Origin of the sequence: Chitiniphilus purpureus, assembly GCF_025642115.1 — a bacterium.
GTDB classification, from domain to species: Bacteria; Pseudomonadota; Gammaproteobacteria; order Burkholderiales; family Chitinibacteraceae; genus Chitiniphilus; species Chitiniphilus purpureus.
Genome location: NZ_CP106753.1, coordinates 44,848 through 58,298 on the forward strand (window position 1 = coordinate 44,848; position 13,451 = coordinate 58,298).

The 13,451-nt window shown below is 68.4% G+C and carries 10 protein-coding genes; 5 read left to right on the forward strand and 5 right to left on the reverse strand.

Annotation, left to right across the window (positions count from 1 at the left end; translation table 11 throughout):
• Window positions 1–305: 305 nt before the first annotated feature.
• Window positions 306–2,273, forward strand: a complete 1,968-nt coding sequence (locus N8I74_RS00185; RefSeq protein ID WP_263124879.1) for a helicase-related protein — start codon at window positions 306–308, stop codon at window positions 2,271–2,273.
• A 7-nt stretch (window positions 2,274–2,280) separates the two neighbouring features.
• On the opposite strand, the gene N8I74_RS00190 is transcribed toward N8I74_RS00185, so the two are convergent.
• Window positions 2,281–2,889, reverse strand: coding sequence for a type 1 glutamine amidotransferase domain-containing protein (locus tag N8I74_RS00190; RefSeq protein WP_263124880.1), 609 nt, complete (start codon window positions 2,887–2,889; stop codon window positions 2,281–2,283).
• A 664-nt stretch (window positions 2,890–3,553) separates the two neighbouring features.
• Between N8I74_RS00190 and N8I74_RS00195 the strand changes: the two genes are divergently transcribed.
• From N8I74_RS00195 to N8I74_RS00210, 4 genes are all read left to right on the forward strand, one after another.
• Window positions 3,554–4,963, forward strand: a complete 1,410-nt coding sequence (locus N8I74_RS00195) for a homospermidine synthase (RefSeq protein WP_263124881.1) — start codon at window positions 3,554–3,556, stop codon at window positions 4,961–4,963.
• Window positions 4,964–4,977: 14 nt separating this feature from the next.
• A complete protein-coding gene (locus N8I74_RS00200) occupies window positions 4,978–8,286 on the forward strand; it encodes a thioester reductase domain-containing protein (RefSeq protein ID WP_263124882.1) in 3,309 nt (1,102 codons plus the stop codon).
• 89 nt (window positions 8,287–8,375) lie between these two features.
• Window positions 8,376–8,699, forward strand: coding sequence for a DMT family transporter (locus N8I74_RS00205; protein ID WP_263124883.1), 324 nt, complete (start codon window positions 8,376–8,378; stop codon window positions 8,697–8,699).
• Window positions 8,700–8,704: 5 nt separating this feature from the next.
• Window positions 8,705–9,127 (forward strand): DUF2147 domain-containing protein, encoded by a 423-nt coding sequence (locus N8I74_RS00210; RefSeq protein ID WP_263124884.1) that lies wholly within the window; start codon window positions 8,705–8,707, stop codon window positions 9,125–9,127.
• Between the two features lie 10 nt (window positions 9,128–9,137).
• Here the strand turns inward: N8I74_RS00210 and N8I74_RS00215 are convergent, their stop codons facing one another.
• The 4 genes from N8I74_RS00215 to N8I74_RS00230 all read right to left on the reverse strand — a co-directional run bounded on the left by N8I74_RS00215 (window position 9,138) and on the right by N8I74_RS00230 (window position 13,392).
• Window positions 9,138–10,544 carry a TolC family protein gene (locus N8I74_RS00215; RefSeq protein ID WP_263124885.1) on the reverse strand — a complete coding sequence of 469 codons (1,407 nt, stop codon included), beginning with the start codon at window positions 10,542–10,544 and terminating at the stop codon, window positions 9,138–9,140.
• Entirely contained in the window at window positions 10,541–11,458 is a 918-nt protein-coding gene (locus tag N8I74_RS00220; RefSeq protein WP_263124886.1) for an HlyD family secretion protein, read from the reverse strand. Before N8I74_RS00220 ends, N8I74_RS00215 begins: the two co-directional genes overlap by 4 nt.
• On the reverse strand, window positions 11,458–12,192 hold the full coding sequence (locus tag N8I74_RS00225; protein ID WP_263124887.1) for an ABC transporter ATP-binding protein: 735 nt from the start codon (window positions 12,190–12,192) through the stop codon (window positions 11,458–11,460). Before N8I74_RS00225 ends, N8I74_RS00220 begins: the two co-directional genes overlap by 1 nt.
• 63 nt (window positions 12,193–12,255) lie before the next feature.
• Window positions 12,256–13,392 (reverse strand): ABC transporter permease, encoded by a 1,137-nt coding sequence (locus N8I74_RS00230; protein WP_263124888.1) that lies wholly within the window; start codon window positions 13,390–13,392, stop codon window positions 12,256–12,258.
• Window positions 13,393–13,451 lie beyond the last annotated feature (59 nt).

The following is a 13,451-nucleotide window of genomic DNA, read 5'->3' on the forward strand; positions in this document are numbered from 1 at the left end:
GCGCGGCTGTGCCACGAGCGTGGCGGACCGGACCGGAATTGTCATGGCGTCGTGCTCCTTGGACATCACTCCTTGGACATCACCGCACCGCGACCTGTATGGCGCGATGCCGGCCCCCTGATGCTCGGACCCTGCCGGCGCTGGCCGTGCGTCGTGAAAGATGGCGTTGCCCCTGCGGCTTGCCTGGATACGGCTGTAGGCAAGCACCGGCACGGGCGCGCGGTGGCACAGCGCTGTACGCCCACCCGGCTGCGCCCGGATAATGTCGGCTTGCGGCTTTGCCGCCCCTCCCCAGCCTGCCTTCGATGACCGACCTTCCGACTGAACCGCCTGACTCGCCCGCCGCCGCCCTGCTGGCCGACTACCTCGCCGCGCGCGGCGCCACGCTGGTGGTCGCCAACCAGAGCTATGCCGTGTCGGTGCATGGCACCATCCATGTGCGTGGCCTGACCGTGCCCTACCACCTGGTGCCGGACGAAGGTTTCCTTGCCAAGACCGCCAAATGGCAACGCATGGACGCGGTGCAGCAGCTGGCGTTGCTGCAGGCGCGCTGGAACGACGCGGCCCAGGCCAAGCTGGAAGGCCAGTTGGCACACTGCGCCGACCGGGTGATCGCGCTAGCGCAGGCGCATGGCCTCGATCCGAGCAGTGCGCTGCATGCACTGCAGGCCAAGTACGAGCTGGCACGGCTGCGCTGCACGCTGGCACAGGACCGGATCAACGAGGCGCTCGGCGTGCGCGCCGCGGCAAGCCAGGCGGAGAAGACCCGCGATGCGGTCAACCTATCGCTCTATCCCGAATCGTTCACGCTGGCGCAGCGCATGCAGCGCCATTTCATCGCCATCCTGGGGCCGACCAACTCGGGCAAGACGCACGCGGCGATGACCCATCTGGCGCAGGCGGCAACCGGCGTCTATCTCGCGCCGTTGCGGCTGCTGGCGCTGGAGAACTACACCCGGCTGCTCGATGCCGGCGTCGCCGCCAGCCTGATCACCGGCGAGCAGCGCAAGCTGCATCCGCAAGCCACCCATGTGGCCAGCACGGTCGAGATGCTCAACCCCAGCCGCGCGGTGGACGTGGCGGTGATCGACGAGATCCAGCTGCTGGACGATCCGGACCGCGGCGCCGCATGGACGGCCGCGGTCTGCGGTGTGCCGGCGCAGACGGTCTATCTGCTCGGCGCACCGGAGGCGCGCCCGGCCATCGAGGCGCTGGTGCGGCGGGTGGGCGGTACGTTGGAAGTCCGCGAGCTGGAACGCAAATCGCCGCTGCAGATGGAAAAGCAGCCGCTGGGTGCGCTCAGGAACCTGCAGCCGGGCGATGTGCTGATCGCCTTTTCGCGCCGTGAGGTGCTCAACTGGCGTGATCAGGCGATTGCCCAGGGCTTCAAGGTGTCAGCCATCTACGGCAATCTCTCGCCCGAAGTGCGGCAGGCGCAGGCCGAACGCTTCGTCGACGGCGAGACACAGATCGTGGTCGCCACCGACGCCATCGGCATGGGGCTCAACACGCCGGCGCGCCGGGTGATCTTCACCACCGCCAGCAAGTGGGACGGCTACGCGCAGGGCACCATCAGCGCGAGCTTGGCGCGGCAGATCGCCGGGCGTGCCGGGCGTTTCGGCCAGCACGAGACCGGCTACGTGGCGGGGCTGGACGCCACCACGCACAAGACCATTGCCGCCCTGCTGCGCCAGCGTCCGGAGCCATTGCCGGCGACCGGGTTCTTCGTGGCTCCCAACCTCGATTACCTGAAGGAGATCGCGGCCGCCACCGGTCAGACCCGGCTGCAGTCGCTGCTGGAACTGTTCGCCAAGCATATCGACGTGCATGACGAATTCTTCCTGCCGGCCAATCTGGCAGACCAGACCGACAAGGCCCGCTGGCTCGACAGCCTGAACCTGTCGCTGGAAGACCGCTTCACCTTCAGCCTGTGTCCGATCTCGACCAAGATCCCGCTGCTGGAGCATGCGCTGCAGGATTGGGCGCAATGCCGCGCCCAGCGCCAGCAGGCATCGTTGCTGCGGATGGACGGCCGGATGGGGCGGCATGAGCTGCAATACCTGGAAGACACGTGCAAGCTGTACGCCGCCTACGCGTGGATGGCCTACCGGATGCCGGAGACCTTTCCGCACGGTGAGATGGCGCAGGCACTGATGCAGTCGACCTCGGAGCAGATCGACGCGCTGCTGCAGGCGCAGAACAGTCAGCGCTCGCGTGGGCGCGGCGCGCCCGCCCCGGGGCGCCGCAGCGGGCGCCCGCGCCCGCCACGGTAGATGGCGCTCAGCGGGGTGCCGAGGCGCCGGGCTGCCGGTTGCCCTGCGCCTGCGCCACGGCGCCCTGCCGCTGCGCCAGCTGCTCGGAGATCAGCTGCAGCAGCTCGCGATTGAACGCCGGCAGGTCGTCCGGCTTGCGGCTGCTGACCCAGTTCCGATCCCGCACCACCTCGCGGTCGATCCAATGGGCGCCGGCGTTGACGATGTCGTCCTTCAAGCTAGGCCAGCTGGTCAGCGTACGCCCGGTCGCCAGACCTGCCGACACCAGAAGCCACGGACCGTGGCAGATCACACCGATGGGTTTGCCCGCCGCCTGGAACGACCGCACCAACTGCTGCGCCTGCGGTTCGATCCGCAATGCGTCGGCGTTGAAGGTGCCCCCCGGCAGCATCAGCGCATCGTATTCATCGGCTTCGGCCTGGCTGAGCAACTGACCCACCTCGAACCGGTCACCCGGCTCGGCATGATGCAGGCCGCGCACCGTACCGGGCTGGGTGGCCACCAGCACCACCTCGGCGCCCGCCTCTTCCAGCGCCTTTTTCGGCTCGGTGAGTTCCACCTGCTCGAACAGGTCCGAAACCAGGATGGCCACGCGGGCACCTTGCAGTTGGGTCATATCGCCTCCGATCGGGGATGGTGAACGGCAAAAGCAGGTTTTCCAGCATGGAGCATGCCCGCTCGCCCCGGCGCGGCCCTTGCACGCAAGTCGGCCTGCAGGGCCCGGGCGGCCATTGCCGTGCCTTGCGGGCGATACGGCGCTGGCGCGTCCAGGTTCCGTCAGGCCCACACAGCGCACCCCATGTCGGGACAGCAGAGTCGAGCCGAGGCCTCTACCACGCCACCCTGATCGCAAACCACGCACGATTTACACGCTGTGCTGCAACAAATACCGGACCGTCTGTCGGCTGAATGGCTCTGCCTGCGCAATTCCCAATCGCAATTCTTACGTCAGAAAAATGCCTTCAATTAAAAAACAACAAAAATGTATTTAAATAAATCAACTTCAAGCTGAACAAATAGTTACATTTATTAGTAATTGCTTACCTTACTTGGGTGATTCCAAAAGCCATTTCTCTTCAATTGTTTCAATTAATAAAAAAGAAACATGTAAGAATTTATGGAAATTTCCCTGTATCGTGCTTGCAATTCGTCGTATCCGGATTGCTAAAATCTGCCCGCCTATCAAGCAACTCCGGCCATCAGATCGGCTCAGAGCCCGACCGGAAGCCTACTGCTGCTTATGGCCGATAGGGCCGCCAGACCACAGAGGGAATCGACTCATGCTTACACAGGAAAGCCCGTTTTCAGGCAAGGTGCTGCTCGTCGGCTTCGGCTCAATCGGCCAGGGTGTGCTGCCGCTGTTGCTCAAGCATCTGCAGCTTGCGCCGACGCGTGTAAGCATCGTTGCCGCCGATGATCACGGCGCAGCCGTGGCACAGGAATACGGGGTGCGGCTGTCGGTGATCAGGCTGGATGCAGGCAACTACCGGCAGGTCCTGACCCCGTTGCTGCAGGAAGGCGACTTCCTGATCAATGTCTCCAATGATGTGTCCAGCTACGCGCTGATCGAGTTGTGCCAGCGGCTGGGGGTGATGTATGTCGACACCTGCATCGAGCCGTGGGCCGGTGGGTATACCGACGAGCACGCCTCGCCGCAGCAGCGCAGCAACTATGCGCTGCGCGAACAGGTGCTGGCACTGCGCCGGGATTTCCGCCACGGCCCCACCGCCGTGCTGACCCATGGCGCCAATCCCGGCCTGGTCTCCCATTTCGTCAAGCGCGCCCTGCTCGATCTGGCACAGGCGGGCCATCAGCACCACCCCCGGCCGACCGACCGCGCGCAATGGGCGCAACTGGCCCGGCATCTGGGAGTGCGGGTGATCCACATCGCCGAGCGCGATTTCCAGGAGACGGGGACGCGCAAATGCCCGGGCGAATTCGTCAACACCTGGTCAGTGGAAGGCTTCGTCGGCGAAGGCTGCCAGCCGGCCGAGCTGGGCTGGGGATCGCACGAGCAGCACTTCCCGGCCGACGGCCTGCGCCATCCGCATGGCTGTGCCGCCGCCATCTACCTCAACCGTCCCGGTGCCGCCACCCGCGTGCGCAGCTGGACACCGCAGGCAGGCCCCTATCATGGCTTTCTGATCACGCATGGCGAGGCCATCTCGATCGCCGACTACTTCACCGTGGGCCAGGGCGAGCACCCCGAGTACCGGCCCACCGTGCACTACGCTTATCACCCCTGCGACGACGCCGTGCTGTCACTGCACGAGCTGGCGGGCAACAACTGGCAGCTGCAACCCGGCGTGCGGCTGGTGAAGGAGGAGATCCACAGCGGCTTTGACGAACTGGGCGTGCTGCTGATGGGGCACGTCTGGGGTGGCTACTGGTTCGGTTCGCGTCTGTCGATCGACGAGGCGCGCCGGATGGCACCACACAACGGCGCCACCAGCCTGCAGGTGACCGCGCCGGTGGTGGCGGCGGTGCTGTGGGCGCTGTCGCATCCGCACGAGGGCATCGTCGAACCGGAGGATCTGCCGTTCGACGACATCCTCGACTTCTGCGGCCCGTACCTGGGCGAACTGATCGGCGTGTACACCGACTGGACGCCGCTGCAGGGCCGCAACCGGATCTTCCAGGAAGACATCGATCCGGCCGATCCATGGCAATTCAAGAACTTCAGGGTTTAAGGAGCCCTTCGATCATGGACCATCATGGCAATATGGCCCGGCTGGACGATGTGCTGTCCTACTGGGCGGACCGCCAGCCCCGGCGCAAGGCCTATACCGAATTGGACGCCAACGGCGCCGAGGTGGACAGCATCAGTTACGGCCAGCTCGCCGCGCGCGCCAGGGCCGTGGCCGCGCAGCTCGCCGCACGCGCCACGCCCGGGCAGCACGCCATCCTCGCCTACCCGGCCGGGATCGACTTCATCGTGGCCTTCTTCGGCTGCCTGTACGCTGGCCTTGCCGCCGCCCCGGTGCCGTTGCCCAAGCGCAACCGGCCCAACGCGCGGCTGGCGCAGATGGTGCGCGCCGCGCATGCGCCGCTGCTGCTGAGCACCGCCGACACCCTGGACTGGATGCAGCCGGTGCTGGCGCGCGAGGCCGATTGGCCGGCCGAGGTGGCCTTCGTCGCCACCAACGAGGCCGTGCCGCTCGCACCGTCGCAACCGTGGCAGACGCTGCCGGGGCGCTGCGCGCTTGCGTTCACCCAGTTCACCTCCGGCTCCACCTCGCTGCCCAAGGGGGTGATGATCAGCCACGAGAGCTGCCTCTACAACCTGCAGATGGCACGCTCGGTGAGCCAGGCCGGGCCCGATTCGGTGTTCGTCTCGTGGCTGCCGCACTATCACGACCTGGGGCTGGTGGCGCATCTGCTGCACAGTCTCTATTGCGGCAGCCATTGCGTGCTGCTGGCGCCCGCCACCTTTGTCGCGCAGCCGGTGCAGTGGCTGCGTGCCATCAGCCGCTACCGCGGCCAGTACACCGGCGCGCCCAATTTCGCCTACCAGTTGTGCCTGGACCGCATCGGCGAGGGCGAACGCCAGGTGCTCGACCTGTCGAGCCTGAGGATGGCGATCAACGCCGCCGAGCCGATCAACCCGGACACCGTGCGGGCGTTCTGCGAGGGCTTTGCCGGTTGCGGCTTCAAGCCGGCGATGCTGCTGCCGGCCTATGGCATGGCCGAGGCCACGGTGTTCGTCGCCTCCGGCGAGCTGGAGGCCGATCCGGTGTTCAAAGCCATCGACCCGGCGGCACTTCACGCCGAGGGCGTCGCCCGGCCACCGCGGCCGGGCACGGCGGGCAAGACCCTGGTGGGTTGCGGCACGGGCAGGCTCGAACAGCGGGTGCGCATCGTCGATCCACAGTCCGGCCACACGGCGCCTGTCAACAGCGTCGGCGAGATCTGGGTGCACGGTCCCAACGTGATGACCGGCTATTACGACAACCCCGAGGCGACCGAGGCGGCGTTCGGCCAGCCGGCGGACGATGCGGCGCGCCATCTGCGCACCGGCGACCTGGGCTTCGTCGACGAGCACGGCGAGTTGTTCATCACCGGGCGGATCAAGGACCTCATCATCGTCAACGGCGCCAATTTCTATCCGCAGGACATCGAGCAATGCGTGCAGGAGGCGCATCCGGCGCTGCGCCGCGGCGGCAGCGCGGCCTTCGGCATCACCGGCGATGCCTCGGAGCAGCTGGTGCTGTTCGCCGAGGTGGACAAGGACACCGCGCAGCAGGCGCAGCACGAACCACGCCTGCTCGAACCGATCGCCGAGCGCATCTGCGCCGCGGTGGGCGGGCAGTTCGAGCTGCCGGTCGCCCACATCGTGTTTCTCAAGCCGACGCAGCTGCCCAGGACCTCCAGCGGCAAGGTGCGGCGCCAGGAATGCAAGCAGCGTTTCCTGCAAGGCCATCCGGAACGATTGGCGAGCTGGCCGTTCGCCGACGACAACGCCACCGACGAAAGGAAGGTACACATGCTCAATATCGAGAAAGCCCTGCAACGCATCACCGAAATGGGGCCGGAGCACCTGCGCGTGTTCAGCCTGCTGACGCAGATCCTGACCAGCCGCTACAAGGTGCGCATGGCCGACTTCGACGTGGACAAGTCGATCTTCTTCTACGGCATCGATTCGCTGAACATCATCGACATCCACGCCGAGCTGGAACAGAAGCTGCAGCGGCAGATCCCCACCGTGGCATTCTTCCGCGCCAACACCTTCATCGAGATGATCGACGACATCGTGGTCGGCATGGTCGATCGCAGCCAGTTCGATCGCCGCATCGCCGAGGGCGCGACGCTGCGCGAGGAGATCGACGCAGCAGTGGCGCAGTTGGCGGACAGGCTGGCCGCAGTGCGCGATACCTCGGACGGCGGCGTCGGGCGCACCACGCTGCTCACCGGCGCGTCGGGTTTTGTCGGGGTGGCACTGTTGAAGGAGATCCTGGCGCACACCGACGCCGACGTGGTGTGCATGGTGCGCGCCGCCGACAGCGCCACCGCGCTCAAGCGCATCCGCAACACGTCGGCCAAGTACGACCTGCGGCTGCCGCAGGGCTTCGAAGACCGGGTACGGATCATGATCGGCGACATGTCCAAGCCGCGGCTCGGGCTGTCGGACGAGGACTATGCGCGCTACAGCGAGGAGATCGACAGCGTCTACCACTGCGCCGCGATCGACAATTTCTATCTGCCCTACAGCGTGATGCGCAAGACCAATGTGCTTGGCGCCATCGAAGTGCTGGAGTTCGCGCTCAACGGCAAGCTCAAGCCCATCTTCTATATCTCCAGCTGCGCGGTCTCGATGCTGGAGCAACAGGAAGAGCACACCGAGGTCACCGGGCTCGTCAACGGCTACGCGCAAAGCAAGTACGTGGTCGAGCAGATCATGCTGGAGCTGGCGCAGCGCGGCTATCCGCTCGCCAACTACCGGCTGGGCTACCTGTACAACCTGCGCGTGCAGGAAGTGGCCGACAACACCCCGTTCGACGCGCTGCTAGCGCAGGTGGAGCAGGCCTACAGCGACCTGGACGAGGAGCTGATCATCGACGCCGACGCGTTCGAGAACTTCCTCTCGGTGATCCCGCAGATCGGCGCGTTCCCGGACATGGACGCCGATTTCGACCTGACGCCGGTCGAATACGCGGCCAAGGCCATCGTCACCACCACGCTGCTGCCGGCCAGCGAGCGCCAGACCACCTACACCTTCTACAACCCCAAACCGCTCAAGTGGCACGACGTGGCCGCCTACTTCAAGCAGACGCATCGCGACGTGAAGCTGGTACCGCTGCCCGAGTTCCTGGAGCGCTATGAGCAGTACATCCGCGAGACCAACCGGGTCAGCGTCAAGCTGCTCAAGTCGGTGGTGTCCCCACAGCTGGACCGCCAGCTCAACACCATGTTCCGCAACGTGAAGAACGACCACGCCACGCAGTTCAAGGCGTGGTGCCCGCCGTGCGATGCGCGTTTCACCCACTACTACGTGGATTTCGCCGTCAACGGCTGACGCCGTACCGGGGCGGCGCCGGGCGCCGCCTTCGTCCCATGCACCGCGGCCGGGCCCTCCCGGCCGCGGTGCCATCCGCGGAGCACCGCATGCATTGGCTCTACCTGACCCTGGCCATCGTGTTCGAGGTGGCGGGCACCACCTGCATGAAACTGTCCGACGGCTTTTCCAAGCTCGGGCCCAGCGTGCTGATCTTTGTGTTCTATGGCCTGTGCGCAGCGTTCATCACGCTCGCGCTCAAGCACATGGAGATCGCCATCGCCTACGCGATCTGGGCCGGGTTGGGCACCGCACTGATCGCCGGCGTCGGCATGCTCTACTTCAAGGAGCCGGTCACCGCGGTCAAGATCGGCTCGCTGGTGCTGATCGTGCTCGGCATTGCCGGGTTGAACCTGAGCGGGGTGAGCCGGTGAGGCATGTGGCCGCAACGCTGCTGCTGGTGGCGGCCGGCGCGGCCGCCGCGCCGGCACCGCTAGGGCTGTGGCGCTTCGTGGACGACGACGCAGTGATCGAAGTCCTGCCATGCGCCGAACCGGCGACCCTGTGCGCCCGGCTGCGCGGGCTGCCCAACGCCGCCGCACTGGCGCAACTGAGCCCGGCCCAGCGGCAGGCGGCACCGGACTGGTGCGGCCGGCAGCTGATCGGTGCGCTGGCACTGCAGGAGGCGGGACAGTGGCGCGGCGGCTGGCTGATCGATCCGTACAGCGCCGCGCGCTATCACGCCACGCTGCGCCAGCCGGCGCCGGAGCGGCTGGAGCTGCTGGCGTTCGAGGCCGCCGAATGGTGGTCCGAGCGCATGGTGCTGGTGCCGTGGCGCGGGCCCGCCCCCGCCTGCCCGTGACCGGCTCCGCTCAACGCGCCAGCGCCGCGTTGAGCATTGCATAGGCCTGGATGCGCCGGGCCTGCCGTTCGAGCAGCGCGGCGTCGGCCGCCAGCCGCCGGTCCTCGGCCAGCAGCAGTGCCGGGCGGTCGTTGCGGCCCAGTGCGTGGTCGCGCCGCGCATCGTCGAGCTGGCGCGCCGCACGCTGCTGTGCCGTGACCGCCAGTGCATCGGCCTGAACCGCGTCCTGCCAGTCGGCCAGCGCCTGCTCCACCTCGCCCAGTGCCGCCAGCATGGCCTTGCGGTACTCCGCCAGCGCCAGCGCGTGCCCGGCACGCGCCGCCGCCACCTCGGCCTCGGTGCGGCCGCCATCCAGCAGCAGCCAGTCCACCCCGGCATCCAGCAGCCAGGTCAGGTAGTCCTGCCGCAGAAAGCGCGCCAGCGCATTGCTGGCAAAACCCGTGCTGCCGGTCAGGTTCAGCCGTGGAAAGCGCTGCAGCCGCGCCTCTTCGATGCCAAGCCGCCCCGCCTCGACCGCCTGCCAGGCACTTTGCAGATCGGGCCGGCGCGCCAGCACCGAAGCCGGCAGATCGGGCAGCACGCGCAACGGTGATGCCGGCAGCGGTGCCGGCGGCAGCTGCAGCGCGGCGGCCTCCTCGCCCAGCAGCAGCGCCAGCTGCGCATGCGCGCCGGCCTGGGCACGCGCCGTGGCACTGGCTGCGAGCAGCGCATCATCCAGTTGCGCCTCGGCGGCATCGCGCGCGGCCCGGTCGGACAGCCCCAGCCTGCCGCGCGCGGTCTCGTCGGCCAGCAGCTGGCGCGCCAGTCCGATCCGCCTTGCCTGCAGCGCCGCCTGCGCCTGCGCCAGCCGCAGCGCGGCATACGCCTGCACCACTTCGCGCGCGACCAGCAGCCGCACCGCCTCGCGGTCCTGCCACGCCGCATCGAGCCGCGCCTGCCCCGCGGCCCGCGCCCGCGCCACGCGGCCGAACAGGTCGACCTCGTACGCCAGCGTCAGCCCCAGCCGGCGGCGGGTTTCCCGGTACGGCGGCAGCGGCCAGAACACCAGCTGCCCGGCCTCGTCCAGATCCGGCGTGCGCTGGCGCGGCACCTGCTGGCGCGCCAGCCCGGCGTCCGCGCGTAGTGCCGGCGCCCCGGTGGCATCGGCTGCCGCCAGCCGCGCCTGCGCCAGCGCCAGACGTCCACCGGCAATCAGCACATCGGCATTGGCCTGCTGCGCCCGCACCACCAGCGCGTCCAGCTGCGGATCGCCGTAGTCGCGCCACCACGGCGCACCCGGTCCGTCGCGCTCGGCGCCTGCCGCATTGCGCCACTGCGCCGGGGCGGCAGGGACGGGCGTGCGCGGCTCGTCGGCAAGGTGGGTGCAGCCGGCCAGCAGCAGCGCCAGCCCCAAGCATGCCAGGCGGCCCCGCATCATGGCCGGGCCCCGGTGCGCGGCACCCGCACCAGCACGCGCTGTCCGATCAGCAGTTGCGGCGCCGCCAGGCTGACCTGTGCCTCCACCACACGGACATCCTGCTTTTCGGATGGATCATCGCTGCGGGTGCGCAGCCCCACCGCGGGCGACAACCGCACCAGCCGGCCCGGATACACCCGCTGCTCGTCGGCCTCCAGCACGATCTGCACCGCGTCGCCAGGCCGCAGTTGCGGAATGAAGCGCTCCTCGAACTCGGCGCGGACGATGCGTGGCCGCGCCGGTGCGAACAGGAACAGCGGCGTGACATTGAGCGTGCTGATGCCGTCGCCGGGGCGCACATCGCGCCGCACGATATGGCCGTCACTGGGCGCGCGCACGGTATGGCGCGCCACTTCGTACTGTGCGACCTGCCATTTGCGCCGCAGCGTCTCGGCCTGCCGGCCGGCCAGTGCCAGCTCGGCCGACAGCATGGCCACCTGATCGCGTGCCGCATCCAACGTCTGCCCAGGCGCAAGATCGCCCGCCACCGCCTGCTGCAGCCGGCGTGCCTCCCGCTGCGCCGCGGCAAGGCGCGCCCTGAGCGGTGCCGACCCGGCCTGCGCCGCCTGGTATTCGGCGTGCGCCAGCGCCGCCTGCAACCGGGCCTGCCGGTCGTCCAGCGCCGCCAGCAGCTGGCCGGCGCGCACGGTGTCGCCTTCCTCGACGTCGACCCGCTGCACCACACCGTCGCGCTGGGCGGCCAGCCGCACCACGCCGCCCTCCACATCCACCCGGCCACGCCCCACCGCCACCCACGGCGTGCCGGCCGGCGCCGCCGACGGCACATCAGCCGCCCCTCCGGCGAGCCAGAATCCCGCCAAACCCAGCACGATGGCCGCCGCGGCGACCGACGCGATCCGTTTGCCCAGCTTCATCAAGCACCTTCCTTGCCGGCATCGGCCGGCATTGCGTTGTCGATGCGCTCGTCGCGCCGGATGCGGCCGTCCTCCAGCTCGATGATCCGGTCCGCGCGCGAATGCAGCCGCGGATCGTGCGTGACCACCAGCACCATGGTCCCGCGCTCGCGGGCGATGCGGTGCAGCAGGTCGACCACGATACTGCCGTTGCTGCCGTCCAGCGCACTGGTCGGTTCGTCGGCGAAGATCAGCTGCGGATGCTTGACCAGCGCGCGGGCGATCGCCACGCGCTGCTTCTCGCCGCCCGACAGTTCGAGCGGGCGCAGGTGCGCGCGCGGCGCCAGCCCCACGTCGTCCAGCGCCGCCGCGGCCCGGGCCCGTGCCTCGGCGGGCGCCAGATCGGTGTATTGCAGCGGGAACAGCACGTTTTCCAGCGCGGTCAGCGACGCGAACAGGTTGAATCCCTGGAAGATGAAGCCGCAATGCGCCAGCCGGAACCGGTCGATCGCCGCGTCGCCCAGCTGCCACAGGTCCTGCCCCAGCGCCTGTACCGCGCCGCCGTCGGGCCGCAGCAGGCCGGAGAGCATGGCGAGGAAGGTGCTCTTGCCCGAGCCGGACGGGCCCATCATCAGCGTCAGCTCGCCGGCGTGCAGCGCCAGCGACACCTCGCTGATCACCTGTTGCGCCACATGGCCCTGGCCGAACGACTTGGTCAGACGCTCGCAGGAGAGCATGACTCCGGGCGCGTTCATCGCCGCCCCCTGCCAAGGATGGCGTACATGCCCGATGTGATCCCATGGTTCATCATGCGCGCCTCATCGCAGCAGGGTGGCCGGATCGGCACGGTACAGCGGCCGCAGCGCGTACAGTCCCGACAGCAGGGCGATCGTCAGCACCACCGACGCGGTGCCGACGATCAGCCAGCCGGGCAGCAGCATCGCCACCTCGGCCCACCGCGCCAGCGACACGATGCCCCAGGCCAGGAGGCCGGTCAGCGCCAGGCCCAGGATGCCGATCCAGAACGCCTGCTCCAGCACCACATTGCGCAGCGCCCGGCGCGACACGCCCAATGCGCGCATCGTGGCGAATTCCTTGAGCGACGCCAGGATGGCCGCGGCCAGCGTCTGGCTGGTGATCACCCCGCCGACGATCAATCCCAGCAGCGAGGCGATGCCGGCGCCAATGCCGGCCCCGGATTCGAACAGCCAGTAAAGCTGCGAGGCGACCGAGAAGTCGTCCGCCTGCCATACCGAATAGCGTGCGGCGCCGGCCGAACGGCCCAGTTGCCCGGCCACCTGGGCCGGATCGCTGCCGGGGCGCAGCTGCAGCAGCAGGTAGGTCAGGTCGTTGCTGTCGGGCGCGTTGCGCAGCAGATGGCGCACCGTGGCATGCGAGGCCAGCACGTTCGCGCCGCCCACCGCGCGGATGCCGGAGACGAAGCCGACCACGTGTGCGCGCCTGCCATTGATCTCGATCGGCGCGCCGATGACGGCGTCGAGCTTGGCCTGGTCGGCCGCGTCGACCAGCACCGCGCCGGGTTCGGCGAGTGCGGCGCGCTGCGCCGGGGTGAGCAGCCTGTCATAGGCCATGCCCGGCACACGCTCGTCGATGCCGTTGAGCATGATGGTGACGGCGGCACCGTCATCACGGCGCCAGTCGCCGTAGCCTAGGTACAGCCGCTCCACCCGCGTCACCGCCGGGTGCAGCCGCGCGTCCAGATCGCTGGCGGCCGGAATGCCCCGTCCCAGGTCCACGCTCTGCGTGCCGCGGTAGCCGATCCACAGTTGGGCCGAGGAGCGGTCGATCACCACCGAGACACTGCCGAGCAACCCCAGCAGCAAGGCCACCTGCACCACGATCAGCAGGCCGGCGAAAGTGACCGCCAGCACCGCCGCGAGATAGCGCCGCCACTCGTAGATCAGCGATGAACGCGCCAGTGAAACCGATGCCATTGCAGCCTTGCTCCCACCGGCAGCCCTTGGCGCCGCCGCTCAATATGAAAGGAATATTC

What these genes read in the sequence shown, in the direction of transcription:
- N8I74_RS00185 (WP_263124879.1), top strand. Translation starts at nt 306, where the DNA reads ATGACCGACCTTCCGACTGAACCGCCTGACTCGCCCGCCGCCGCCCTG.
- N8I74_RS00190 (WP_263124880.1), bottom strand. Translation starts at nt 2,889, where the DNA reads ATGACCCAACTGCAAGGTGCCCGCGTGGCCATCCTGGTTTCGGACCTG.
- N8I74_RS00195 (WP_263124881.1), top strand. Translation starts at nt 3,554, where the DNA reads ATGCTTACACAGGAAAGCCCGTTTTCAGGCAAGGTGCTGCTCGTCGGC.
- N8I74_RS00200 (WP_263124882.1), top strand. Translation starts at nt 4,978, where the DNA reads ATGGACCATCATGGCAATATGGCCCGGCTGGACGATGTGCTGTCCTAC.
- N8I74_RS00205 (WP_263124883.1), top strand. Translation starts at nt 8,376, where the DNA reads ATGCATTGGCTCTACCTGACCCTGGCCATCGTGTTCGAGGTGGCGGGC.
- N8I74_RS00215 (WP_263124885.1), bottom strand. Translation starts at nt 10,544, where the DNA reads ATGATGCGGGGCCGCCTGGCATGCTTGGGGCTGGCGCTGCTGCTGGCC.
- N8I74_RS00220 (WP_263124886.1), bottom strand. Translation starts at nt 11,458, where the DNA reads ATGAAGCTGGGCAAACGGATCGCGTCGGTCGCCGCGGCGGCCATCGTG.
- N8I74_RS00225 (WP_263124887.1), bottom strand. Translation starts at nt 12,192, where the DNA reads ATGAACGCGCCCGGAGTCATGCTCTCCTGCGAGCGTCTGACCAAGTCG.
- N8I74_RS00230 (WP_263124888.1), bottom strand. Translation starts at nt 13,392, where the DNA reads ATGGCATCGGTTTCACTGGCGCGTTCATCGCTGATCTACGAGTGGCGG.